The sequence below is a fragment of the Sphingomonas sp. NIC1 genome, assembly GCF_001638925.1.
Lineage (GTDB): Bacteria > Pseudomonadota > Alphaproteobacteria > Sphingomonadales > Sphingomonadaceae > Sphingomonas > Sphingomonas aquatilis.
The window spans coordinates 330,665-355,610 of record NZ_CP015521.1; the positions used below are offsets into that span (position 1 = coordinate 330,665).

General features: G+C 68.1%; 25 protein-coding genes. 16 read left to right on the top strand and 9 right to left on the bottom strand.

Annotated features, from left to right (window positions below; translation table 11 throughout):
* The first annotated feature begins 36 nt into the window (after positions 1-36).
* The 3 genes from purL (at position 37) to bfr (ending at position 3,297) form a co-directional block, all read left to right on the top strand.
* Complete coding sequence (purL, locus tag A7E77_RS01695; protein ID WP_063685467.1) at positions 37-2,256, top strand: phosphoribosylformylglycinamidine synthase subunit PurL; 2,220 nt, start codon at positions 37-39, stop codon at positions 2,254-2,256.
* Positions 2,257-2,501: 245 nt separating this feature from the next.
* Positions 2,502-2,672 (top strand): bacterioferritin-associated ferredoxin, encoded by a 171-nt coding sequence (locus tag A7E77_RS18165; RefSeq protein WP_078462195.1) that lies wholly within the window; start codon positions 2,502-2,504, stop codon positions 2,670-2,672.
* A gap of 112 nt (positions 2,673-2,784) precedes the next feature.
* On the top strand, positions 2,785-3,297 hold the full coding sequence (gene bfr / locus A7E77_RS01700) for a bacterioferritin (protein ID WP_024310291.1): 513 nt from the start codon (positions 2,785-2,787) through the stop codon (positions 3,295-3,297).
* Positions 3,298-3,339: 42 nt separating this feature from the next.
* Here the strand turns inward: bfr and A7E77_RS01705 are convergent, their stop codons facing one another.
* Complete coding sequence (locus A7E77_RS01705) at positions 3,340-3,714, bottom strand: glycine zipper 2TM domain-containing protein (RefSeq protein WP_017979288.1); 375 nt, start codon at positions 3,712-3,714, stop codon at positions 3,340-3,342.
* A gap of 63 nt (positions 3,715-3,777) precedes the next feature.
* Positions 3,778-4,428 (bottom strand): peptidylprolyl isomerase, encoded by a 651-nt coding sequence (locus tag A7E77_RS01710; RefSeq protein WP_063685469.1) that lies wholly within the window; start codon positions 4,426-4,428, stop codon positions 3,778-3,780.
* Here A7E77_RS01710 and A7E77_RS17595 point away from each other — a divergent pair.
* The 9 genes from A7E77_RS17595 (at position 4,427) to A7E77_RS01750 (ending at position 11,486) form a co-directional block, all read left to right on the top strand.
* Positions 4,427-4,615, top strand: a complete 189-nt coding sequence (locus A7E77_RS17595) for a hypothetical protein (RefSeq protein WP_151895440.1) — start codon at positions 4,427-4,429, stop codon at positions 4,613-4,615. The two genes, A7E77_RS01710 and A7E77_RS17595, sit on opposite strands and share 2 nt — an antisense overlap.
* Positions 4,616-4,820: 205 nt before the next feature.
* Entirely contained in the window at positions 4,821-5,519 is a 699-nt protein-coding gene (locus tag A7E77_RS01715; RefSeq protein WP_063685471.1) for a type 1 glutamine amidotransferase, read from the top strand.
* Between the two features lie 42 nt (positions 5,520-5,561).
* The gene (locus A7E77_RS01720; protein ID WP_063685473.1) at positions 5,562-6,095 is read left to right on the top strand and encodes a GNAT family N-acetyltransferase; all 534 of its coding nucleotides are present in this window, start codon (positions 5,562-5,564) and stop codon (positions 6,093-6,095) included.
* 44 nt (positions 6,096-6,139) lie between these two features.
* Positions 6,140-6,502, top strand: a complete 363-nt coding sequence (locus A7E77_RS01725) for an ArsC family reductase (RefSeq protein ID WP_226341804.1) — start codon at positions 6,140-6,142, stop codon at positions 6,500-6,502.
* A gap of 79 nt (positions 6,503-6,581) precedes the next feature.
* Positions 6,582-6,992: a hypothetical protein gene (locus A7E77_RS01730; RefSeq protein WP_063685475.1), complete on the top strand. Its 411-nt coding sequence runs from the start codon at positions 6,582-6,584 to the stop codon at positions 6,990-6,992.
* A gap of 25 nt (positions 6,993-7,017) precedes the next feature.
* Positions 7,018-7,878, top strand: coding sequence for a 3-methyl-2-oxobutanoate hydroxymethyltransferase (gene panB / locus A7E77_RS01735; protein ID WP_063685477.1), 861 nt, complete (start codon positions 7,018-7,020; stop codon positions 7,876-7,878).
* 106 nt (positions 7,879-7,984) lie between these two features.
* Positions 7,985-8,707, top strand: coding sequence for a tetratricopeptide repeat protein (locus A7E77_RS01740; protein ID WP_063685479.1), 723 nt, complete (start codon positions 7,985-7,987; stop codon positions 8,705-8,707).
* Between the two features lie 31 nt (positions 8,708-8,738).
* The gene (locus A7E77_RS01745; RefSeq protein WP_063685481.1) at positions 8,739-10,064 is read left to right on the top strand and encodes a PQQ-binding-like beta-propeller repeat protein; all 1,326 of its coding nucleotides are present in this window, start codon (positions 8,739-8,741) and stop codon (positions 10,062-10,064) included.
* Positions 10,065-10,352: 288 nt separating this feature from the next.
* Positions 10,353-11,486 carry a DUF2252 domain-containing protein gene (locus A7E77_RS01750; protein WP_264177012.1) on the top strand — a complete coding sequence of 378 codons (1,134 nt, stop codon included), beginning with the start codon at positions 10,353-10,355 and terminating at the stop codon, positions 11,484-11,486.
* Between the two features lie 25 nt (positions 11,487-11,511).
* Here the strand turns inward: A7E77_RS01750 and A7E77_RS01755 are convergent, their stop codons facing one another.
* Positions 11,512-13,983 (bottom strand): TonB-dependent receptor, encoded by a 2,472-nt coding sequence (locus A7E77_RS01755; RefSeq protein ID WP_151895441.1) that lies wholly within the window; start codon positions 13,981-13,983, stop codon positions 11,512-11,514.
* A gap of 121 nt (positions 13,984-14,104) precedes the next feature.
* Between A7E77_RS01755 and A7E77_RS01760 the strand changes: the two genes are divergently transcribed.
* A complete protein-coding gene (locus tag A7E77_RS01760) occupies positions 14,105-14,824 on the top strand; it encodes a response regulator (RefSeq protein WP_063685487.1) in 720 nt (239 codons plus the stop codon).
* A complete protein-coding gene (locus A7E77_RS01765) occupies positions 14,821-16,194 on the top strand; it encodes a sensor histidine kinase (protein ID WP_063685489.1) in 1,374 nt (457 codons plus the stop codon). Before A7E77_RS01760 ends, A7E77_RS01765 begins: the two co-directional genes overlap by 4 nt.
* 124 nt (positions 16,195-16,318) lie before the next feature.
* Here the strand turns inward: A7E77_RS01765 and A7E77_RS01770 are convergent, their stop codons facing one another.
* From A7E77_RS01770 to A7E77_RS01795, 6 genes are all read right to left on the bottom strand, one after another.
* Positions 16,319-16,837: a DUF4189 domain-containing protein gene (locus A7E77_RS01770; RefSeq protein WP_063685491.1), complete on the bottom strand. Its 519-nt coding sequence runs from the start codon at positions 16,835-16,837 to the stop codon at positions 16,319-16,321.
* A gap of 39 nt (positions 16,838-16,876) precedes the next feature.
* On the bottom strand, positions 16,877-17,746 hold the full coding sequence (locus tag A7E77_RS01775; RefSeq protein WP_063685493.1) for a hypothetical protein: 870 nt from the start codon (positions 17,744-17,746) through the stop codon (positions 16,877-16,879).
* Between the two features lie 120 nt (positions 17,747-17,866).
* Positions 17,867-18,433, bottom strand: a complete 567-nt coding sequence (locus A7E77_RS01780; RefSeq protein WP_226341805.1) for an outer membrane protein — start codon at positions 18,431-18,433, stop codon at positions 17,867-17,869.
* A gap of 85 nt (positions 18,434-18,518) precedes the next feature.
* A complete protein-coding gene (locus tag A7E77_RS01785; RefSeq protein ID WP_063685497.1) occupies positions 18,519-20,792 on the bottom strand; it encodes a TonB-dependent receptor in 2,274 nt (757 codons plus the stop codon).
* Positions 20,758-21,717, bottom strand: a complete 960-nt coding sequence (locus A7E77_RS01790) for a FecR family protein (RefSeq protein WP_063685499.1) — start codon at positions 21,715-21,717, stop codon at positions 20,758-20,760. The genes A7E77_RS01785 and A7E77_RS01790 overlap by 35 nt, the downstream gene beginning before the upstream one ends.
* 3 nt (positions 21,718-21,720) lie before the next feature.
* Positions 21,721-22,233: an RNA polymerase sigma factor gene (locus tag A7E77_RS01795; protein ID WP_063685501.1), complete on the bottom strand. Its 513-nt coding sequence runs from the start codon at positions 22,231-22,233 to the stop codon at positions 21,721-21,723.
* Positions 22,234-22,515: 282 nt separating this feature from the next.
* Here A7E77_RS01795 and A7E77_RS01800 point away from each other — a divergent pair, with 282 nt between their 5' ends.
* Together A7E77_RS01800 and A7E77_RS01805 are read left to right on the top strand one after the other, a co-directional pair.
* Complete coding sequence (locus A7E77_RS01800; RefSeq protein WP_063685503.1) at positions 22,516-23,784, top strand: MFS transporter; 1,269 nt, start codon at positions 22,516-22,518, stop codon at positions 23,782-23,784.
* 16 nt (positions 23,785-23,800) lie between these two features.
* Complete coding sequence (locus A7E77_RS01805) at positions 23,801-24,925, top strand: metallophosphoesterase (RefSeq protein WP_063685505.1); 1,125 nt, start codon at positions 23,801-23,803, stop codon at positions 24,923-24,925.
* Positions 24,926-24,946 lie beyond the last annotated feature (21 nt).

The following is a 24,946-nucleotide window of genomic DNA, read 5'->3' on the forward strand; positions in this document are numbered from 1 at the left end:
TGACGAAAGCGCACCATCCCGCTAAGGGCGCGGGCCATGACCGAGATCACGCCCCAGATCGTCGCCGACCATGGCTTGTCCGAGGAAGAATATGCGCGCGTCCTGCACGCGCTGGGCCGCGAGCCCAACCTCGTCGAGCTCGGCATCTTTTCGGTCATGTGGTCCGAGCATTGCAGCTACAAATCGAGCCGCATCCACCTGAAGAAGCTGCCGACCGAAGGCCCGCAGGTGATCTGCGGCCCCGGCGAGAATGCCGGCGTGATCGACATCGGCGACGGTCAGGCCGCCATCTTCAAGATGGAATCGCACAATCACCCGTCGTACATCGAACCGTATCAGGGCGCGGCAACCGGCGTCGGCGGCATCCTGCGCGATGTGTTCACGATGGGCGCACGCCCCGTCGCGAACATGAACGCGCTGCGCTTCGGCCGGCCCGATCACCCCAAGATGCGCCACCTGATCAGCGGCGTCGTCCACGGCATCGGCGGCTACGGCAATTGCGTCGGCGTGCCCACGGTTGGCGGCGAGGTGAACTTCCACCCCGCCTATGACGGCAATATCCTGGTCAACGCGATGACCGTCGGCATCGCCGATCAGGACAAGATCTTTTATTCAGCGGCCAGCGGTGTCGGCAACCCGATCGTCTATGTCGGGTCGAAAACCGGCCGCGACGGCATCCATGGCGCGACCATGGCCAGCGCGGACTTCGGCGAGGATGCCGACGCCAAGCGTCCGACCGTGCAGGTCGGCGATCCCTTCACCGAAAAGCTGCTGATCGAGGCGTGCCTGGAATTGATGGCGACCGACGTGATCGTCGCGATCCAGGACATGGGCGCGGCCGGCCTCACCTCGTCGTCGGTCGAAATGGCGTCGAAGGGCGGCGTCGGCATCGAACTCGTCATGGACGACGTCCCGCAGCGCGAGACGGGGATGACCCCGTACGAGATGATGCTCTCCGAATCGCAGGAGCGCATGCTGATGGTGCTGAAGCCCGGCCGCGAGGCTGAGGCCGAGGCGATCTTCCGCAAGTGGGAGCTGGACTTCGCCGTCATCGGTCACGTCACCGATACCGAGCGTATGGTGCTGAAGTTCAAGGGCGAGACGGTCTGCGATATCCCGCTGGGTCCGCTCGCCGACGAAGCGCCGCTGTACGATCGCCCGCACGTACCGACGCCCAAGCCGGCGCCGCTCGCCGACGCCCCCGAAAGCGACGATATCGCGCGCGACCTGCTGACGCTGATGGCCTCGCCCGACATCGCCAGCCGCCGCTGGATCTGGGAGCAGTACGACCACATGGTCGGCGCCGATACGGTGCAGGCGCCGGGCGGCGATTCGGCGGTCGTCCGCGTGCATGGCACCGACAAGGCGTTGGCGATCACCACCGATTGCACGCCGCGCTATTGCTTCGCCGACCCGGTCGAGGGCGGCAAGCAGGCGGTGGCCGAAGCGTGGCGCAACCTGACCGCGGTGGGCGCGACACCGCTCGCGATCACCAACTGCCTGAACTTCGCCAACCCGCAGCGGCCCGAGATCATGGGTCAGATCGTCGGCTGCCTCGAGGGCATGGGCGATGCCTGCCGTGCGCTCGATTTCCCGATCGTGTCGGGCAACGTCTCGCTCTACAACGAATCGAAGGCGACCGGCGGCGGCTCGGCCATCCTGCCGACCCCAGCGATTGGCGGCGTCGGCCTGCTGAAGGACTGGACGAAGAACGCGACGATCGCCTTCAAGGGCATCGGCGACGTCATCCTCGTCATCGGCACCCGCGGCGGACATCTCGGCCAGTCGGTGTGGCTGCGCGAATGCCATGGCCGCGAAGAGGGCCCGCCCCCGCCCGTCGATCTCGCCGCCGAGCGCAAGACCGGCGACCTGATCCGCGACGCCATCGACAACGGCCAGCTGAGCGCCGTCCACGACGTGTCCGACGGCGGCATCGCCGTGACGCTCGCCGAAATGGCGCTGGCCGGCAACATCGGCGCGATGATCGACCGCAAGCAGCCGTTCGGCTGTGCGGCGTCCTTCTTCGCCGAAGACCAGGGCGTCTATGTCGTCACCGTCCACGATCATGCGCTGCTCGACTTCCTGGGCGCGGCGCACGCCGCCGGCGTCGAGGCGGAGCCGCTGGGTCGGACCGGCGGCAAGCGCCTGATCTTCGAACGCCCGGATCGCGACGACGTGGTGGCGATCGACGATCTGCGCCGCGCGCATGAAGGGTTCTTCCCCAAGCTGATGGGCGTCGACGCCGCGCTGGCGTAACTCCTCTTCACACCGTCATTGCGAGCGCAGCGAAGCAATCCAGAGCCGGATCAGGACGCCCTGGATTGCTTCGCTGCACTCGCAATGACGTCCAAGCGGGCCCCGACGATCATCCTCGCCGCGTAGCGCACTCTCCCGTCCCGCAATTGCGACGAATGGAGGTCCAGCGACTGCGAATCACTCGCAGACGGACTTGCGACCGTCTCGCATTAGCCCTATCCAAGAGGCGAAGCGAAGGAGCGTCCATGGTCGTCTGCGTTTGCAATGCCATACGGGAATCTCAAGTCCGCGACGCGGCCCGCAATGGATGCCGTACCGCGTGCCAGGCCTATCGAGCGCTCGGCTGCCAGGCGAAATGCGGACAATGCGTGATGGTAGCGCGAGCCATTATCGACACCGAACGCGCTGCTGCCTGACGTTCGCAGCGGCAAAAAACCGCAGATTTCCGCCATTTTTTGCCTTGCCGTAGCCGCCATACGGCGCCTACACCCCCGCCCACGACATTAGCGGAAGGCGAAGGATATGGCAGTGAAGGGCGACCCTAAGGTCATCGAATTTCTGAACGAGGCGCTCAAGAATGAGCTGACCGCGATCAACCAATATTGGCTCCACTACCGGATGCTTGATCACTGGGGCGTCTATAAGCTCGCCCAGTATGAGCGGATGGAATCGATCGATGAGATGAAACATGCCGACTGGCTGTCGGAGCGCATCTTGTTCCTCGATGGCCTGCCGAACTTCCAGCTGCTGGGTCGCCTGCGTATCGGCGAGACCGTGGAAGAGGTGCTGAAGTCCGATCTTGCCATGGAAATGGAAGCGGTCGAGCAGCTCAAAGGCGCGATCGCCTATTGCGAGCAGGTCAAGGATTACGTCAGCCGCGATCTCTTCACGCGTATTCTTGCCAGCGAAGAAGAGCATGTCGATACGCTGGAGCGGCAGTTCGACATGATCGAGCGGATGGGCATTCACAATTACGTGCAGCTGAATTCGATAAGCGAGCATGATTCGCCCAAATCGGGCGCGGCGCCGCACCTCGCCTGACCGCGTTCGAGGCGGGCATCGCGCCCGCCCCGGATCGTTACCTCAGCGGCACTTCACATTGCCGCGGTCGATCGAGCGGCCGAGCACCGCGCCGCCACCGGCGCCGAGCAGCGTGCCGAGCGTGCCGCCGCCGACCAGATTGCCGAGCACGCCGCCACCGACCGCGCCGACCACCAGACCGGTCGTGCCGTCGCTGCGCCGGCAATAGGCGCGACCGTCACGTCCGCGATAGATGCGGTCGTTGCGGCCCAGGCGCCGCTCGCGATAGCGGCCTTCGCGATAATGATCGGCGGGCTCCCACCGGCCGTCACGATCGCCGTTCCAACGATAGTCGCCGCGCTGCGCGATCGCCGCGCCCGTCGTGACCGGCGCCACCATCGTCACCGCGGCCAGCGCCGCAAGCCATGCCGTCTTCATCGTCAACCTCCTGCAAGACAAGGCGGACCAAGCGCTCGGGACGACGGATGGTTGCGCGCGCGGCTATTTGCGGCGAGCGGGATCGGCCTGCGTCTTCACCAGCCACGGCTTGACGATACCGGTCGGATGCGGCGTGCCGGTCAGGCGCACCGCGCGGACCAGCTTGACCGGGCGCAGCAGTAATTGCCCGCCCATGCCGCCGGTCGGCTGCGCCAGGATCCGCTTCAGCACGGGCATCCCCGACACGACATGGCCGAAGGCGGCATAGCCCTGATAGCTGCCCTTAGCGTCCATGCTGGGCATCGCGCCGATCGTGATGAAGAAATTGCCGCCCGCCGAGCCAGCATCGGCGCGCCGAGCCATCGAGATCGTGCCGTCGATGTGCTTGATCCCCGTCATCGCGGTCGTCTCGAGCGGAAACGGCGGCAGGATGCGGCGTGCGTCGGTTCGAATGCCGCCCTGAACGAAGCCATAGGTGGGCGCCTGCCGGTTCCGTGCCGATCGATAGAAGGTCATGCCGTCGAATCGCCCGTCGTCGACATAGCCCATGAAATTGGCGACCGTGCGGGGCGCGTGCCGGGCGTCGAGCGCCAGCACGACCGGACCATAGGCCGTGTCCAGCCGGACGCGCACGATCGCCGGTTCGCGCGGCGGTGCAGCGGAGCCCGCCGATCCGAACGCTGCGACTGCGAGAAGAGCATGGAAAAAGCGCATGATGAACCCTGGTTTGCAATGGCCGGCCGAGGCGGGATCAGCCACCATCGCCTATGTGATACCGATAACGATTGCGCGATACAAAAGCGCGATTGCACGTTTTGCACTTGCGACAATCCGTGCTGCGATGCACAAAGACCGTGCCTTTCAGGCATCCTCTCCTAAAAACTTTCCGGCCGGTCTCTGACCGGCCTTTTTTTTGGCCGCGATCCGGCGTACGGGTGCTGCGCCTCAACCGCGCCGTCAATGAGATATACGGAGCGGAGCCTGCCGGTAAAACCGGCACCGGTGTGGTCGGGGTGCGGGGGATCGAGTCCAACCGGCGTATCCGGACTCTCCCCCGCCCTTCCTTCTACGAGCGAGCGATGCGCCCTGTTGCGGGAGCGCCTGTCATGCATATCGGCATCCTCGAAACCGGCGCACCGCCGGGCGATCTTGCTGAAAAGCATGGCACTTACGCCATGATGATGGCCGCGCTGCTGGGGCCCACGCACCGCTACACACGCTACGACGTTCGCAGCGGCGAATTGCCCGTCTCGTCCGACGCGTGCGATGCCTATGTCGTCACCGGATCGGCGGCGGGGGTAAACGATGGCCATGGCTGGTTCGAATCGCTTGCCCAATTCCTGCGCACCGCGCGTGGCACGGCACGGTTGATCGGCATCTGCTTCGGGCACCAGGCGATCGCGCATGCCTTCGGCGGCCGGGTGGTGAAGGCGCCGCAAGGCTGGGGCCTCGGCCTGACCCGTTATCAGCTCATAACCCCGATTGCGGGCCTGGGAGACAGCGTGACCGCCATGGCCTCGCATCAGGATCAGGTCGTGACACCACCGGAGGGCGCCGAGGTGCTAGCCCGCACGCCGTTCACGCCGTGCGCCGCGCTATCCTATGCCGACGGCGATGCGCTGACGCTGCAATTCCACCCCGAGTTCGACGCGGCTTACGCACGCGCGCTGATCGCCGCCCATACCGCGCCCGACATCGATGCGACCTTGCGCGATCGGGCGACACGCTCGCTGGACGGCCCCAGCGACAATGCCGCGATCGGCGCGTGGCTCAATCGCTATCTGGCGAGCGGACGCGTCGCCTGACGGCCAAGCTGGCTGGGCCGTTCAAAGGATCGTACGCCGACGATGGACGCACGCCCCCTTCCCGATCGCCCCCGGCTCGTCACTGCACGCCTGATCCTGCGCCACCCGCAGCACCGCGACGCGGATGCGATCGTCGCGGCGATTGGCGATCGGGATGTCGCGCGACGACTGGCGCGCGTGCCGCATCCTTATGGGCCTGAGGATGCCGCCTTTTTCCTGGACCGGATCGTCCCGCACGAATGGGTGTGGGCGATCACGCGCAGGCACGATGACACGCTGATTGGCGCCATCGGCCTGACGCCGTCCCCGGCGCCGGATGTCGCCGAACTGGGCTATTGGCTCGGCCGGCCGCACTGGGGGTCGGGACTGGCAACCGAGGCCGCGCGGGCGGTGCTGGCGTTCGGGTTCGACACGCTGGCGCTGCGGACGATCACCTCGGGATATTTCTTGTCGAACCCCGCCTCCGGCCGCGTTCTGGATAAGCTGGGGTTCGTCGAGACGGGCCCGGCCATGCGCCCGTGCCTGGTTGAGGGCGGGGACGTGCCATCGATGGAGGTACGGCTGTCGTCGCGCTGACCGCTTCCGCTCCGCCCCCGACACTGGCAAAGGCCGGGCCGACCATGATGGAGACGACGGTGCCCCTTATCCTCTACGGCATCCCCAATTGCGACACGGTGAAGAAGGCGCGCGTCTGGCTGGATCAGGCGGGCGTGTCGTATCGCTTCCACAATTACAAAAGCGACGGAGTCGATGAGGGGCGACTGCGGCATTGGGTCGATACGCTCGGCTGGGAGGTCCTGCTCAATCGCGCGGGCACGACGTTCCGCAAGCTGCCCGACGCCGACCGCGCCGATCTGAATGCGGACAAGGCGATCGCGCTGATGATCGCGCAGCCCTCCATGATCAAACGCCCGGTGCTGGAGGGCGACGGCGTGCTGCTGGTCGGCTTCAAGCCCGATGCCTGGGCCGCTGCGCTGGGCTGACGTTGCGTCGCGGGTCGTGGCGCGGCATCCTGTTTCCAAAAGAGGGGATGCGATGACGCGCGGCAGACCGGCGACACCTATGTGGTTCACCATCGTTGTGATGGTTCTGGTCATCTGGGGCGCAGTGGGCGTGTTCGCCTGCGTCCAGCAGCTCCGCCTGGGCGCGGAGGCGATGGGGCCGGCGGACGCTTATTACCGACGGCTGTATGCAAGCTTCCCGATCTGGTACAATGGCGTCTACGCCCTCGCGACCGGCAGCGGCCTGGCCGCCGCACTCGCGCTGGTGCTGCGGTCGGCGCTGGCCCGGCCGCTGTTCCTCGTGTCTCTGGTCGCGGTGATCGTGCAGTTCGGCTGGCTGTTCGTCGCGACCGACATCATCGCGGTGCGCGGCGCGGCGCAGGTCGTCCCCTTCCCGGTCTTCATCGCCGCAGTGGCGCTGTTCGGCGTCTGGCTGTCGGGCGATGCGCGTCGGCGGGGATGGATCGGTTGAGCCAAGGCGCGTAAGGCCTGCTGCCATGTCCACGACCTATACGATCGACACCGCGACCAGCCGTGCGAATCCGACGCCGGCGCTGCGCAAGCGCCTGACCGTCCCCGCGATCCGCCAGCGCAAGGGGGCCGAGCCGCTGGTGATGCTGACCGCCTATACGGTGCGCACCGCCCAGCTGCTCGACGCGCATTGCGACATGCTGCTGGTCGGCGACAGCCTGGGCCAGGTGATCTACGGCCTGCCCTCCACCGTGCCCGTCACGCTCGAGATGATGGCGGCGCATGGCGCGGCGGTGGTGCGCGGCAGTGCGCATGCGGTGGTCGTCATCGACATGCCCTTCGGCAGCTACGAAGCCTCGCCCGAAAAGGCGTTCGAAAGCGCCGCGTGGCTGCTGAAGCAGACCGGCGCGGCGGCCGTGAAGCTGGAAGGCGGCGCGGCGATGGCGTCCACGGTCCGCTTCCTGTCCGAACGCGGCATTCCCGTCATGGGCCATGTCGGCCTGACGCCGCAGGCGGTGAACGTGCTGGGCGGTTATGGCGCACGCGGGCGGACCGATGCGGAGGCGGAGAAGATCGTCGGCGATGCCGTCGCCGTCGCCGAAGCGGGTGCCTTCGCCGTCGTGATCGAAGGCGTGATGGAGCCGATCGCGATTCGCATCACGCAAGAGATCGCCTGTCCGACGATCGGCATCGGTGCATCGGCGCAGTGCGACGGGCAGGTGCTGGTCGCCGAGGACATGCTGGGCCTGTTCGAACGCACCGCGCGCTTCGTGAAGCGCTACGACGACATGGCCGGCCGCATTTCCGCCGCAGCCGAAGCCTATGCCGGCGAGGTACGGGCGCGCAGCTTCCCCGGCCCTGAGCAGATCTATCCCGCCAAGGGATGATCGACGCGCAGGCCGACAGCCTGCATGACCTTTTGTTTCCCGGCGGGCGTCGCTAAGAGTGCGCGCCAGTCTTTTATCGTCCGCCCTTTATCGTCCGGAGCCCTCCTTGGCCCTTACGCCGCAAAACAACGATGCGTTCCTTCGCGAAGTCGACGACGAACTGCGCCGCGATCAATTGCTGACCTTCTGGGAACGCTATGGCCGCTGGACCATCGTAGGAATCGTCGCCGCGCTCGCGGCGTTCGGCGGATTCCTGTATTGGCAACACCGTCAGACCGAAGCGGCGGGCGTGCAGGGCGAACAATTGCAGGCCGCTTACGACCAGCTCGGCAACGGCCAGCCCGATGCCGCCGCCAAGGCGCTGGCGCCGATCGCGCAGACCGGCCGCCCCGGCTATCGCGCGCTGGCCCAGATGACCGAAGCGGACATCCTGTTGTCGAAGAAGCAGGACAAGGCTGCCGCGGCCAAGTTCGCCGCGATCGCCGCCGACACCAGCGTCGCGCAGCCGTTCCGCGATCTCGCGCTGATCCGCCAGACCGTCGCCGAATATGACACGCTGAAGCCGCAGGTGGTGATCGAGCGGCTGCGGCCGATCGCCGTCCCCGCCAACGCCTATTTCGGCAGCGCGGGCGAACTGGTCGCGATGGCCTATCTCGACAGCGGGCGCCGCGACCTTGCCGGCCAGATGTTCAGCCAGCTCGGCAGCACAGAGAGCGTGCCCGAGACGATCCGTCAACGCGCGGTTCAGATGGCCGGATCGATGGGGGTGGATACATCCGCCGCCAAGGTTCGCGTCGTCACCCCCGCCAGCGCCGCGACCGCGCAATAACCCGCCGCACGATAGAGAAGGCCTCGCGTAGATGAAGACCACCATTCGTGCCTCGGTTGGCATTGCGGCCCTGATGGCCTTGTCCGCCTGCGGCGTGTTCAAGGGCGCACCCAAGAAGACGCCGACCGTCGGCCAGCGCGTGCCGATCCTGACGTCGGAAAACGGCATCGAGGCCGATCCGTCGATCGCCGACATCCAGGTGACGCTGCCCGCCCCCGCCGCCAACGCGAGCTGGTCGCAGCCGGGCGGCAATGCGGCCAAGTCGATGGGCCAGCTCGCGCTTGCCGAAACCCCGTCGCGCCTCTGGGAAAGCCGGATCGACGGCGGCTCGGTGCGTGAACGGCTCGCCGCCGCGCCGGTGATCGTCGATAACAAGCTGTATATCGTCGACGTGCAGGCCCAGCTGCATGCCTTTGCCGCCGACACGGGTGCCAAGCTGTGGAGCGCCAGCGTCGCGAGCGGCGATGCCAACCGCCCCGCGCGCTTCGGCGGCGGTGCCAGCGTCGAGGGTGGCCGCGTCTTCGCGACCGACGGCCTGGGCGACGTGGTCGCGTTCAACGCTGCGGACGGCAAGGAAATCTGGCGCGCCAAGCCCGGCGGCCCGCTGCGCGGCGCGCCGACCCTGGCCAATGGTTCGGTCTATGTGCTGAGCCAGGACAATCAGATTTTCGCGATCGACCAGAATGACGGCAAGGTGCAATGGGCGCAGTCCGGCACGCTGGAAACGCAGGGCGTGTTCGGCGTCGCGGCACCGGCCGCCAGCCAGGGCACGATCGTCGCCGGCTTCTCGAGCGGCGAGCTCAACGCCTATCGCTACGAAAACGGCCGTGTCCTGTGGGGCGATGCGCTGTCGCGCACCTCGATCACGACGTCGGTGTCGAGCCTGTCGGACATCGACGCAGATCCGGTGATCGACAACGGCCGCATCTTCGCGGTTGGCCAAGGTGGCCGTATGGTCAGCCTCGATCTCGCGACCGGCCAGCGGCTGTGGGAACAGAATTTCGCCGGCATTTCGACGCCGTGGATCGCGGGCGACTGGCTGTTCGTCGTCACCGACAACGGCCGCCTCGTCTGCCTTGCCCGCTCGAACGGCAAGGCGCGCTGGATCGCGCAATTGCAGCGGTTCAAGAACACCAAGAAGCAGAAGGGCCCGCAGGTCATCTGGTTCGGCCCGGTGCTGGCCGGCAACCGCCTGATCCTGACCAACTCGCTGGGCCAGATCGTCTTCACCTCGCCGACCGACGGCAGCATCGTGAACACGATCGACACGAAGGACAGCTTCGCGCTGCCGCCGGTGGTGGCGAACGGCACGCTCTACACGGTCGGCCAGTCGGGCAAGGTGACGGCGTTCAAATAAGCCGCGCCTCCCCGGCGACGGGAGCATGGAACGACAGGGACGCCGCGGCCGCCACAGGCCCGGCGTCCTTTGTGTATCTAGCGAAACCAGATCGGATGCGCCGGAACGTCGCCATCAGCGCGGCATTCGCCTCATAACCTACTAAAAGTACCATATCGGGCCAGCAATCTTTCGTCACTTTCGGGCGCGCCCGGCGTTGTGATGGGGTCTTTCCTGTCGAGGTCCTGTCCGTCCATGCCGCATCCCTCTGATCGTCTTGCCGTTCTCGAATCCCGACGGACGTTGAAGATGGCGCGATCGGCCCATGCCTATGTGCGGGGCAATACGGCGAAATTCTACGAGTGGCTGGCGGCGTCCGACGCGGCACGGCGTGTGCCGGTGGGGCCGTCGGTGTGGATCTGCGGCGACTGCCACCTCGGCAATCTGGGGCCGATCGCCAGCGGCAACGGGTCCGTCGCTATCCAGATCCGCGATCTCGACCAGGCGGTCATCGGCAACCCCGCGCACGACCTCATCCGGCTGGGCCTGTCGCTGGCCACGGCCGCCCGCGGCTCGGACCTGCCGGGCGTCGTCACGATGCGGATGATGGAAGCGATGGTCGATGGCTATGCCGCAGCGATCCACGATCCCACCAGCGGCGACCCCGGCGTCGAATCCGACACCGTCCGCAGCGTCGAACGCGAGGCGCTGGGCCGGCGCTGGCGCCATCTGGCCAAGGAACGGCTTGATGCGGTGGAACCGCGCATCCCGCTCGGCAAGAAGTTCTGGGAACTGGCGCCTGAGGAACGGGAAGCGCTGACCACGCTGTTCGCCGACGAGCGCGTCGCGGCGATGATTCTGTCGCTGAAGGGCAAGCCGAAGGATCGCGAGGTCCGGCTGGTCGATGCCGCCTATTGGATGAAGGGGTGCAGTTCGCTGGGCCTGCTGCGCTATGCGGCGATCGTCGCGCTCCGGACGCGCAAGGGCAATTGGTCCTATGCGCTGGTCGACCTGAAGGAAGCGACCGCCCCCGTCGCACCGGCGGCACGCGGTGCGGCTATGCCGCGCGATCCTGGCGAGCGGGTCGCCACGGCCGCCCGTCACCTCTCGCCCTATCTCGGTGCGCGGATGATGCCGGTCCGGATGCTCGAGCGGTCGCTGTTCATCCGCGAGCTGACCCCACACGACCTGAAGCTGGAGGTCGAGCAGTTCAGCCGCGGCGAGGCGATCCGCGCCGCCCGCCATCTCGCCTTCGTCGTCGGCACGGCGCACGCCCGCCAGATGGACGCCGCCGCGCGCGCGGACTGGATCGACCAGCTCGAATCGGGCCGGCACGGGCAGCTTGATGCCCCCTCATGGCTGTGGGAAAGCGTCGTCTCACTGTCCGGTAGCCATGAGGCAGGCTATCTCGATCACTGCCGGCGGTATGCGCTGGCGGCGTAGGCGATCGTGGCTACACCGTCTTGCCCTACGCCGTCTTGCGCAGCGTGAAGCTGATCGTCCGCCCCAGCGGATCGAAATAGGCGGGCTGATAGCTGAGCGGCGTCGCGCCCAGCCGGTCGCGAACTTGTGGCCGGGTGTTGAGCAGGTTCGTCACACCCAGCGAGGCGCGCGTCCCCTTCAGCCATACAGGCGCAGTCTTCCCACCGAATCGATCGGCGAGATTGGCGAACAGGTTGACGTTCACCGTGGCGAAGCTCGTAAACCGCAGGTCGCCCGCGCTGCCCGCCCCCTGCAATGTCGTGCCGCTCTGCCACGTCGTCGTGACCCGCGCGCCCAGCCCCCGCTTGAACACCCCCGCCTGTGCTTCGATTTCGTGGCGGCGGCGCCCGCCGCGCAAGTCGATCGCGCCGCCATCCAGCAGGTCGAGCGTTGGCAGCCGGTCGTTCAGCACAATCGCGTCCTGCAGATACCAATTGTGGTACAGGCTGACGAACAGCCGGCTGCGTAGATTGTCTCCGGCGCGCGCCATGGCGCTGCCCGGCTCCGCGCGCGTCATGATGGCCCCCGGGTTCGCCCGCATCGCCTCCGCTTCGCTGCTGTACACGCGCATCCGCGCCGCCTGGAATCCGGGGGGCACCGCGCCGAGCGAGCGTGTGAAATTGATCCCCCAGCGCAACTGCTGTTGGCGGGATTCGGTGAAATTGAGCGGCCGCCCGTCGATCCCCGTCAGCCGGCCGCGATCGTCGCGGGTGAATCGTCCGGGAAAGGCCGCCTCGATGTCGGGCGTCACGATCGGAAAGGCGGCGATGGGGCGATCGATCCGCGTCGCGACATAATCCACGCTGAGGGTCAGATCCTTCTGCGCCAGCGGGCGGACGTTGACGCCCAGCCGGACGACATGGCGGTCGTCGCTGCGCAGGCCGGGATTGCCGCCGGACACGCGGGTGACGTCCACCACCTCCCGCCGCGCGAGGTCGAACGTCCGGACGTTGGGCGTGACGAGCGTCGGCCCGCCGAGTTGCTCCAGCGTGGGCGCGCCTTCCTCATGCGTCGCGGATGCGATCACGCTGACCGCAGGCACGGGTGACCACGCGAGGCCGTAACCGAACGTCCGCAGCGTCCCGACGTCCGACAGGCGCTCCAGCGCGACATTGGCGTTGAGGCTGAGCGTGCCGAAGGGCGACGGCGAACCAGGCTTGCGGCTGAGGATCGGCAAAGCGATGTCGATCTGCGCCGCCCCCCGGTTGCGCGCGAGGTCGCCGATCTGCGTGACGCCGCCGATCGACGACCGGCTGTCGAGCCCCCGGAAGGCGACGCCCGCCTGCACGCTCGCCGACAGCGGCCCGGCCGGCAATTCTGCGATCGGACCGTTCAGCAGCAGGTCGGCCCCGGCGAGCGTATCGACGAACCGCGCCGAATCGCGCCGCCCCAGGCCGCTCGAGACATCAGTGCGCAGGATGCTGCCGATGCGATCATAGGTGCCGGTAACCGTCCACTGCCACTGCCCTTCCCGACCGCCGAGCGTCGTGCCGAGATGTGCGACCGATCGCTCGCCATCCCGCCGCAGCACCTCGTCACCGACCCGTCCCAACAGGCTGTGGCTCTGGTTCGATTCGAAACGGCCGTTCAGCGTCGCGGTCGAATCGCCCGACATCCGGCCGCTGATCAGGCCGTTGACCGCGATCTGTTCGGTCTGGGGCAGCAGGGTCCGCAGCCGACCCAGGTCGGACACGCCACCGATCTGGGCGATGCCCCGATCGCTTTCACGCAGCACCGCCGCGCGACTGTACGTCGCCCCCAGGCTGACGCGCGTATCGCCGCGCAGCGCCAGATAGTCGGCACTGCCGATCGTGCTATCCCGGCCACCCTCGGTCGGCGCGACATAGCCGAGCTGCCCGACGCGCGACCGGAAGTTCGCGAAGGTTACGATGTTCACGACCTTCTGGTCGGCGCGATAGCCATATTGCAGCGCGAGCTCCTCGGGGAATACCTCCATCCGTTCGATCGCCTCGGTGGGAATGCGCGCGATTTCCGAAAAGTCGGAAATGCGCCGGCCGTTGAGCAGCGTCACCGGCGTGCCGTCACCACGCCCGCGGTTGCTCGTAACCTGCGGCCCCAGCGCCTCCAGCAGCGCACCGATCGAGTCGGCGCCATAGGCCCGCAGATCGACCGGGCTGAACACGCGCTCCGGGGGCAGGTTGCCGACCACGGAGCCCCGCGGCTTTTGCGCGGCGACGACGATATCGTCCGGCGTGTGCGCCGGCGCTTTGCCGAACCCGGGCGGAGGATTCTTGCGAAACCGTTCCTCCAACTCCCGCTGAATCTCCGGCGGAAGCGGCTTGCCGTCCGCGCCGCGAAACTCAATCCGCGGCGCCGCCTTGGCCACGGGCTTCGCCTCTTGCGCGGGTACGGGCGGCGTCGGCGCCTCCTGTGCCGCGACACCGCTTGCCGCACCCCCCGTCAGCAGCATCACCGCCCATCCATGCCGAACCGTCACACCGTTCCTCCCTCGCTGGTATCTCGATGGACATGGAAGCGCAGGTGGGTAGCGTGGCGATGGCGCGCCGGTAGCCGTGGCTGATACGCAAATGCTACACAGCGCTGCTAGGAGGGTCGGCATGGAGTCCGCGGCCATCGCCCCCAGTACGATCCTCGTCGTCGATGACGACGCCAGCATTCGCGATGCGATCGCCGACTTTCTGGGCGGCCACGGCTATGCGGTGCGCACCGCACGCAATGCCGCGGCCTGCGATCACGAATTGGCCCAGGCGCCCGTCGACCTGATCGTGCTCGACGTGATGATGCCGGGCGAGGACGGCCTGTCGCTCTGCCGCCGCCTTGCCCCGGCGGGAACGGCGATCCTGATGCTCAGCGCGCTGGACGCGGTCACCGACCGGATCGTCGGGCTGGAGGTGGGCGCGTGGGACTATCTGACCAAGCCGTTCGAGCCGCGCGAACTGCTGGCCCGAGTGCGCGCGCTACTGCGCCGCCCCGGCGCGGAGCGCGCCGATCCCGGTACGAAGGACGGTGTCAGCTTCGCCGGCTGGTGGCTGGACATGGAGCAGCGGCGACTGCGCGACCCGGCCGGACGCCCGCTGGCGCTCAGCGAGGGCGAGCATGCCTTGTTGGCGGCCTTCGTCCGCCGTCCCGGCCGCATCCTGACGCGCGATGCACTGCTGGACCTAGCCCGTGGTCTCGATGCGGCCTCCTACGATCGCGCGATCGACATTGCGGTCAGCCGCTTGCGCCGCAAGCTGGGGGACGCCGATCCCGCACCCCTTATCGAAACGGTACGCGGCGTCGGCTACCGCTTTCTGCCCACGGTGCGGCCGGCGTGAGGCGACCGCTCAGCGCGCTCGTCGCCATCGGCGGGTTCGGCGTCGCCGTGGCGACGCTGAGCGTCGCGACGACCGCGGCGATCGTCATCCTGGCGCCGCAACCGCCTGCACCGCGGTTCAGCGCGGCCGAGGCGGTTGCCGCCTTGCGCCGGCCCATGCCCGGCTTCGACCGACGCTGGCGTACCGATCCGCCATCGGGCACGCGCGTGCCCATGCTGGAAGGCTTGATCGCCGGCGCCCTCGGCCGATCGCCGGGCGATATCCGGGTGACTTGGCCCGATGGGACCCGCCGATCGAACATCAAGGTCCAGCGCACGACCGTCACCCATGTCCCCCCGCCCGGGGCGACGACGATACCGCCGTCCATCGTCCTGATGCGGCGGGGCGGCACGCGGTTCGACATGGTGAGGCCCGAGGCGGCCGGCGGAGCGATCCGCGCCGCGCTGATCGGCGTGCCGATGACGGCCTTTGCGGCAAGCGTGCGCCAGCCCGACGGACGCTGGCTGACCGTATCGGCGACGCAGCCGCTGCTGGGTGGCTGGCAGCGGAACATCCTGATTGCGTTGGGCGTCAGCCTGCTGCTGCTCGCCCCCCTCGCCTGGATTTTCGCCCGGCGAATGACCCGCCCGTTCCGGATATTGGCCCGTGCGATCGATCGTGACGATACGGTCGCAGGCCTGCCCGGCGGCCCGCGCGAGTTGCGCGAGGCGGCGGCGGCGATCGCCTCGATGCGCAACCGGCTTGCCATCGAAGCGGCCGAGCGCGCGCGCATGCTGACCGCGATCGCGCACGACCTGCGGACCCCCCTCACCGGCCTGCGCCTGCGTGTCGAGACCGCGCCTGAACCACAGCGATCGCGCATGGTCGCCGATATCGACCGCATGCAGGCGATGATCGGCGAGGTGCTGGCCTTCGCCCGCGACGCCGCCGCCCCCGCCGCGATCGTCGAGGTGCGCTCGCTGGTCGCCGCGATCGTCGCGGGCGCACATGACGCCGGGGCCAGCATCCGCCTGCTGCCCGGCGAGGATGCGTGGGTGCGGCTACCCGAACCGGCCTTTCGCCGGGCGGTCGAAAATCTGGTGCGCAACGCGGCCGATTATGCGGGCGGCGGCGACGTCGCGGTGCGGCAGGATGGCGCCGCCGTGCTCGTGTCAGTCACGGACACAGGCCCCGGCATTCCCGCCGCGGATCGCGAGCGCCTGCTGCTGCCCTTCGAACGCGGCGAGGCCTCGCGCAATCGCGGCACGGGCGGGGCGGGCCTCGGCCTCAGCATCGTACACGACTTCGCCGCGCAGCACCGCGGCACCTTTACGCTGGACGCGGGCCCCGACGGCGGCACGATCGCGACGCTGCGACTGCCGTCCGCCTGAGCGGTGCCGGGAACCACCCGAGCTCGACACCCCGATCGCAGCGAGAGAGGAGGCCATGCGGGGCATCAGACGTCGTATAGCGCTCGCCCCAAGGCCCTAACCTGCAGTGGCCACGCTCCCACGCTCAATCGTCATAGACCCACTCGGACCATTTGACGACATTGTGGTGGCTGCAATTGACCAGCTGGACCGTGCATTGCTTCGTGTTCCAGTCGCTTTCGCACGAATGGCGAACATGGGCGATCGCTTCGTCCTGCGTGCTGCCGGTATCGACGCTGTCATGCCCCACCACCGGCCGGCCGGCCTCCACCGCGCGGGCGACCGCCGCGCACTGGTTGGTGTAGGACAGCATCAGCTGACATGCCGTCCCGCCATTCTGCCGGCAATTGGTCAGCACCCCGTCCTGCGCCTCGCGCTTCGAGGGATATTGATAGCTGCCGAACCACACGCCCTTGCCCTTGTCATAGGCGATGGCGCCGAAGGCCCGCTCGATCCGGTGGAAGCCTTGCAGGCGCGGTACGGGCGGTCCGCAATTCGGACTGCCCTGGGGGACACCGTTGCAGATGAAGGGCGGCCGCACCTGCGCGTCGACCCGTGATATCCGCGACAGACCGAGGGCGATCGCCGGCACCGCCAGGGCCATCGTCCCCCAAAGCACAGCACGGCGTTTGGCCAGCATGTCCTACAGCCCCAGCGCGTTGCGCAGGCCGCCAAGGCTCCGCTTCTTCGGCTTCTCGGGCGGCGTGTCGGTGGCGGCGTTGCTTTCGATCTGGGCGCCGGGACCGCAGCGATGCTGCTTGTCCAGTTCGGCCCCCACGGCGCCACCGGCGGCGCTGGCGGCCACGGCCCCCTGCCCGCCGCCGCCGATCTTGCTGCCGAGCAGCCCGCCCAGAGCCATGCCATAGGCCGCCTTCATGCCGCCGTTGACCGTCTTGGAACAGTCGGTGACGTCGCGCGCCTTGGAGGTGTGGACCTTGGGTCCCGTCCCGCCGGCGGCGGACGCGGTCGCCTCGCCCGTCGCCGCCCCCGCCGCGCCCTTGTCGACCGTCACTTCGTAGATCGTCGTGCGGTCCGGCCCCTCGAACAGATGGAGCAACACCCAATCGTCTCCGCGCTGCGCGACGATGACGCGCATCCGGTTGCCGAACAGCCCATCGGCGAACCCGTCCGGCGCGACGCGATCGGTCAGGAAGATCAGCCGCCCCATGTCCTTGCCGCACGCCACGCTGCCCGTGCAGTCGAACACGGTGCGATAGCCGGCGCGCTGCAACAGCCCGGTGTAATAGCGGCCCACCGCCAGCGTCGGAACCGCCGTGGGCGTCGCATAGTCGATATGCGTGACCCGCCCCTCGAGCGTCCGCACAGCCCGCGTCGTCGTCGCATCATCGATGCGGGCGATCGGCAGGACCACCTGATCCTCCGCCGGCGGCCGGTAGTTCTTGATCGCGGCGCCGGCATAACGCGGCAACAGCGGATGGTCCTCACCGGGCCGATCCGCCCAGGCAGTGGAGGCCGTTGCGGCCAGAACGAGCGCGATGGGAATGAACCGCATTGTGATCTCCTGCGTCAGGAATGGACCAAATGACTGTGTTGCCCGTATAGGACAGATTGATGCAGATCAACCCGCAATGTGGGTCCTGCGCGGCGCGTCTGCGCGCCGGACGGAACGGGGTCAGAACCGGAAGCCGAGGCCGACCACCGCCTGATGCCGGTCATAGCTACCGTCGTAATTCGCGTAGCGATATTCGGCCTTCAGCGTCGAGCGATCGCTGACGCGATGCTCGATCCCTGCGCCAAGACGAAACCCGTCGACCGTACCGCTGGTCGTCTGGCGCGCGGAGAACGTCTGCTCGACGTTGGTATAGCCCGCCTTGCCATACAGCAGCGTCGCATCGCCGATCGGCGTTCCGATACGGCCCCCGACATAAGCGTCCCGCCCCGTCGTCACGCACAGGCTGCTATTGCCGCCGCTCGTCGAATAGCGGACGCTGCACTGGCGGTTCGACGAGCCGGTCAATTCGCCCTCGACGCCGACGACCAGACCGTTCCGCTGCCAGTCATAGCCGATCTGCCCGCCATAGGTCGCGCCGGCGCTCCAGTCGCTGAAGCGGTTGGCGCCGTCGACGCCGACGATCAGCGTAACGCTGCCCCCCTCGAAAGGCCGGGCCACGCGATCCTGGGCGGCGGCAGGCGTCGCGCCGATCAGGGCCAGAATCGAAAGGGCGGCAGTCCATCGCATCGTCATTCCTTCGTGTTGATCGTCTCGCACGATCGCATCGACGTGCTGACACGGAGGAACCGCAGTCCGGGCCGCGAACTTTTTTCTAGAAGCGTCGGGTGGCCGAGAGGGTCAGGCTGCGCGGACGATACGGCGTGTAGTAGCGGGCGGTCGTCGCGGCGAAGGGATTGCCGAAGGCTAGGGTATCGGTGCGCACCCCGGTCAGGTTGTCGACGTCGAGCGCCAACGTCAGTTGGCGAGACTGGCCGACCACACCGAACCGCCCGATGACGCGGGCCGGCATCCGCCGATCGGCGGGGTAATCCAGCCCCAGATGCGTGGCGCAGATCAACTCGGCGGACAGGCGCGGTACGACCTGCCACCCGCCCAGCGCCTGCACCCGAGACACCGCCAGCCGCGCCGACAGATCGGGGACCAGCGGCAGATAGCGTGAGGGCCCATCGCGACGCCGCGGGCGCTGCGCCACCCCACCCGCCGCGATCCGCCAGCCTTCCGTGGCCTGCCAGTCGATGCTCGCGTCCACGCCGACGATGCTGGCGCGCCCGGCGTTGCGCGTCCCGATCCAGCCCTCGGGACGCAGATAGTCAGACTGGATATCGCTCCACCGGGTGAGGAACAGATTGCCGTCGATGCCCAGCCGCCCGCCGAGCATTTGCATCCGGCCGCCGAGGTCGATCGCGCGCACCCGATCGGACGCGTAGCGTCGCGTCACGCCGTCGTCGGTATTCAATCCGCCTGGGCGATAGGCCGTGGCGATGCGGGCATAGACGATCCGCCCCGGATCGGGGGTGTAGGATAGCGAGACGTTGGGCGTCACCCCGATCTCAGCCGGCGCGCGGCCGATCGCGCGATCGATCCCGAAGCTGTCGTTGCGTGTTCCCGCGCGAAAGACCCGGAGACCAAGCCCCAATCGCCAATGCGCCGTCAGCGCCGCCGACCCGTCGGCGAATACCGCCGCCTCCGTCACCGCGCGACTGGCGGCCCCGCGACGCGTGACGATCCCGTTGCGCGCCAGCCCGACCAGATCGCCCTCGGTCCGCGTCGACAGGAACGCGGCACCCGCCACCCAGACGAGCCCCCCGCCCTCCGCCGAACTGACGCGGATTTCCTGGTCCACCACGCGCAGCATCCGATCGTTGTAGATGGCGATGGGCACACCGGGGGTGAGGACGCCGCCATCGTAGCGCTGGCTTTGGCTCTGCGTCGTCAGCCCGGTCGCGACGGTCAGCCGCAGCGCCCCGATCGGACCCGTTATCGATCCCTGGTAATGCGACAGGCGCGCCTGATACGGCTCGGCGGTCGGAACGCTGCGGCGATAGGCGTCGGCGCGATCGACATAGGACGTGTCGCGGGTATCGATCGCCTGCCGCACCGCACTGACGTCGACCAACCATGACCCGATGGGTGCGGCGCGAACCGCGATCCGCGCGCCGCGGGTCACCGTCCGGTTGAGATTGCGGCGACCATCGTCATCGTCGATCCAGCCGGGATCGACCGCGTCATAGCCGACGACGCGCAGCCCCAGCCGATCGTGGATCAGCGGCACGTTGACGACGCCGTGCCCAGACGGCCCGATGCCGCCGCCCGCGACTCCGGATAGGCCGACGCCCATATCCGCCTCCACCCGATCAAGCACTGGCCGGTTCGTGACGATCCGATACACGCCGCCCAGCGCGCCCGTCCCATATAAGGGCCCCTGCGGCCCCTTCAGTATCTCGACGCGCGCGACATCGACCAGCCGCAGGGCGGGATCGGCGCCATCGAAGGCGATGCGCGCATCGTCGAGCTGGACGCTGACCGGCGACTGGCTGAAGCCGTTGAAGACGCTGTCGGCGATACCGCGCAGGAACAGCCGGTCCGCGCCCGGCCCCGCCCCGGTCAGCGTAAGGCCGTCCACCGCCCGCGCGACGTCACGCGTCGTGCCGATCGCTCCGCCCCCCACCATGGCCGGGCGCAGGATCGCGACCGGGGCCGGGATGGTGGACATGACCTCGTCGCGCTTGCGGCCGGTGACGACGATGTCGAGCGGCGGCGCATCCTCGACGGACGCCGTGGCGACCGGCACTACGCGGGGGCGCAAGCGATAGGCCTGCGGCGCGACGCGCACCGCTTCCCACCCGAGCGGATCGAGCAACCGCGCCAACGCGTCCTCTGCGGTCATCCTGCCGCGTAACCGCACCGGCGCCAGCCGTGGCAAGGCGCCATCCCGCGCGATCGAGATATGCGCCTGCGCCGACAGCTGCGCCAGCGCGCCGGTCAGATCGCGCGCGTCGATATTCAGCCGATAGCGTCCGCTCTCCGCCGCTACCGGCGCTGCGGCGAGGCTAACGAGCGGTGCGATCGACCAGATGTATCGCATCACCGTCCACCCGCAGTGCCAGCCCGGTCAGCGCAGCGAGAGATCGCGCCATCCTTGGCCCGTCGCCTTGTGCGATCATCCCCGAAAAGCGGCGCTCCGCCACGGCGTGGTCGACCGTCACCGCCGTTCCGCTCGCCCGCGCGATATCCGCGACGACGAGGCCCAGCGGAACGTCGTCATACACCAGCGGCCCGCTCCGCCATCCGCCGACCGTGCTTATGTCGATCGATCGTAGCACGCCGCGATCCTGACCCTGGATCGTCAGCGCGCGGCCCGCCACCACCGCCATCGCGTCACGGCGATCGGGCGACGAGACCGCCACCTCTCCCTCCGCGACCGCGACCCGCACCATTCCCTCAGCCATCGCGATATCGAACCGCGTGCCGACGTCGCGGATCGTGTAGCGGCCGGCTTGGACGGTCAGCGGCCGGCCGGCATCATGGCGCACATCGAAGAACGCGGCTCCGTCCAGCGTCAGCGCCTGTTCGCGCGAGGACGGGACGCCAAGCACGCTGCCGGGCGCCAGGATGGCACGCGACCCATCGGCCAGACGGATCGTCCGCACCTGTCCGGGAGCGGTGCGATAGGCGATGACCGCCGGTTCGCCAGTTCGCCGCCCCTGATACAGCAGGCCCAGCACCGCTGCGATCACGGCGGCGGCGATCGCGCTCCAGGCGCCCCAGCGCGGACTACGCCGCCCAGGCACCGGATTCGCGGCTCGAGGATGCAGCGCCGGTCCCGCCGCATCGATGCGATCGTCGAGCAGGGCCATGGCGTCATAGGCATCGCGATGGCGCGGATCGGCCTCCAGCCAGTCGGTGAAGGCCGCCCAGTCCATATCGTCATCGGCCTGCGCCAGATGCCAACGCGCCGCCGCTTCGTCGATGTCCGCGCTCATGTCGTTCAGACGCCGCCCGTCCACCATTCCTCAGTCCTTCAGGGCGCGGCGCAAATGCACCATCGCCACCGCAATGTGTTTTTCGACCCCGCTCCGGCTGATCCCCAGCCGCGCGGCGATCTCCGCATGGCTCAGCCCGTCGAACTTGTGCATCCGAAAGGCCCGCCCCGCCGCCTCGGGCAGCGCGGCGATCGCCGCAGCGAGCCGCGCCGTCTCTTCCCGCTCGACGATCTGCTGGTCCGCGCCGGGGGTAGGGTCGACCGGCTCGTCGCCCGCGCCGCCCCGCTCGACCGCCCACGCACCATCGCGCACGACGCGCCGCCGCCGTGTGCGGATCATGTCGAGCGCGACGTTCTGGGCTGCGCGGTACAGATAGGCGCGGGGATTGGCGATGGGGCCGGTCGCGCCACTCTCCAGTCGCAACCACAACTCCTGCATCGCGTCCTCCGCCAGCGCCGGTTCGCCCAAGCGAGCCGTCAGGAAACGCAGCACCTCGGGCCGAAGCGACGTATAGACGTGGAGTAGCCCGGAACTGGGAAGCAAGCCGATACCATCTTCGTTGCGATTGTGCCGCGACGGGCATGGATCACCGTGATCCGCAGCAATGGCGCCGTTCTTCGCCGCACCAGCGACGCTATGCAACCCTGTGGCTCGGTGGCGGACCGCCCCACCCGGCACCGCGACAGCCGATGGGATCATGACAGCGCGGCATCCCGCGGCCTTTACCGCCGCCCCTCTTTCGTCGGGCTTATTTGATCGAAATCATGTCCGACACGGATATTTCAAAGTGTTGCTGTGTTTGGGCCGCACGATCTGGAGGCGGCGATGGCAACGGCGGCAGGTACGATCACGACGCCCTCCACTGACGGCACAGCCGATCGCAAGCGGGCGACGGGCGCGCTGGCGGCCCTCAATTTCTTCATGGCGGACATGCAGGCGGGCATCGGCCCGTTCCTCGGCGTCTTTCTGCAACAACGCGGCTGGCAGTCCGGGCCAATCGGCACCGTCATGACCGCCGGCGGCGTCGCTGGCATGCTGTTCACCGCGCCGGCGGGCGCGTTCATCGATCATACGACGAAGAAGCGGCTGGTCGTCGTCGTCACCGGCATCTGTACCGTGCTTGCGTCCTTCCTGATCCTGTGGTCGCAGGCCTGGGCGGTGGTGACGGTCAGCCAGGTGGCGACCGCGATCGCCGGCGCCGCGATCGGCCCGGCGGTGGCGGGGATGACGCTGGGTGTCGTCCGACAAAAGGGCTTTAACGCACAGAACGGGCGCAACCAGGCCTTCAACCACGCCGGCAACATGATCGGCGCCGGCCTGTCGGGGTGGCTGGGGTGGAAGTTCGGCATGCCCGCCATCTTCTATCTGTCGGCCGCCTTTGGCGTACTCGCGATCATCTCCGTCCTCTCGATCCCCGAACGGGCGATCGACCATCAGGCGGCACGTGGCCTGGAAAAGGGCGACGAAGGCCAAGACGGCGGCAAAGCCGAAGGCTTCAAGGTGCTGATGCGCAACAAGCCGATGCTGATCCTGGCGCTGGCGCTCGCCTGCTTCCATCTCGGTAACGGCGGGATGCTGCCACTGTACACGCTGGCAGTCGTCGGCGCGGGCCAGGGCAATCCGGCACTGTTCACCGCGACCACGGTCGTCGTCGCGCAGGCCGTAATGATTGCCGCCAGCATCGTCGCGATGAAGGTCGCGGCGGGGCGCGGCTATTGGCTGGTGCTGCTGATTTCGTTTGCGGCGCTGCCGCTGCGCGGGTTCCTCGCGGGCACGATCATCCAGCATTGGGGCGTCTGGCCCGTGCAGGCGCTCGACGGCATCGGCGCAGGGCTACAGAGTGTGGCGGTGCCCGGCCTCGTCGCCTGCCTTCTCAAAGGCACGGGGCGCGTCAACGTCGGCCAAGGCGCGGTGATGACGGTTCAGGGCGTCGGCGCCAGCCTGTCCCCCGCGATCGGCGGGTGGATCGCGCAGGCCTTCGGCTATCGCGCCTGCTTCTTCATTCTCGGCAGCTTCGCGATCGCCAGTCTAGCGCTGTGGATCGGCTTTGCTGCCACGCTGCGCCCGGCCTGCGCCGGCACCGATCAGGACTAGGCGAAAGGACGATCCGATGGGCACTTCAATCTGCTGGGCGCATATCGGCGACCTGCACCTCGACGAGGCCGACGACTGGCAGGGCCTCGGCCGACTGGAGGCCATCGTCGATCAGATCAATCGCGTCGCCGACGGGATCGACTTCGTCTTCGTCCCCGGCGACAATGCCAACCACGGTACACCCGACCAATATGCGCGGATGATGGCCGCGCTGGCCCCGCTCCAGACACCGTGGCGGATCATTCCGGGCGACCATGATTTCGAACCCGGCGATCTGGCCCATTACGACGCCGCCATCCCCGCCGCCAATCGCCCGGAGGCGGAGACGATCGCGGGCTATCGCTGCCTGTTCCTCGACATCATATCGGCAGGGGCGGGCGGCCCCGACTTTCGCGTGACCATGCACCACCGCAACCGGCTGGCCGAAGAGCTCGCGCGGGCCGAGGCGGCCGATCAGGTGCCGCTGGTCTTCATGCACGCCTATCCCGGCGACCTCGCCGCCGATGGCGACAGCATCGCCCGCACCTTCGCCGACGCGCGCGTCGCCTTCGTCGATACCGGCCACACGCATTACAACGAACTGCTGAACGATGGCCGCGTCATCTACGGCGCGACGCGTTCGACCGCGCAGATCGAGGAAGACGCCGGCCGCGTCGGCTTTGCGATCGTCTGCGTCCATGGCCGCGTGCCCAGCTGGCGCTTCCGTCGTCTCGACGCCGCCTGGCCGCATGTCCAGATCGTCAGCCCATGCGACGCCCGTCTGGTAACGCGCCCCGCCGATCCGCATCAGGTGCCACGCCCCGGCGCCGTCACCATCGTCGCGCGCATACTGGGCGCAACGGCGGATGCGACGGTCGAGGTGCGCATCAACGACGATGCCCCCACCCCCATGCATCGCGCCGACGACGGACTATGGCAGGCGACCGTCTCAGTCGAACAGGCCGGCGCGCATGCCGTCACCGTGACGTGCGGCGACGCGCACGACCGGATCGACGTCCTCGTCCGCGGCGAACAGGACATCCCCAAACGCCGCCTCCACGCAGGCCTCGGCACCGACGCCCACGCCATCGGCGCCTGGCCGATCGCCGGCATCGACGGATTGCAGCTGGGCCCGAACAAGAACGGCGGACCACCGGAATGAGGTGGCTGTCTACCAATAGCC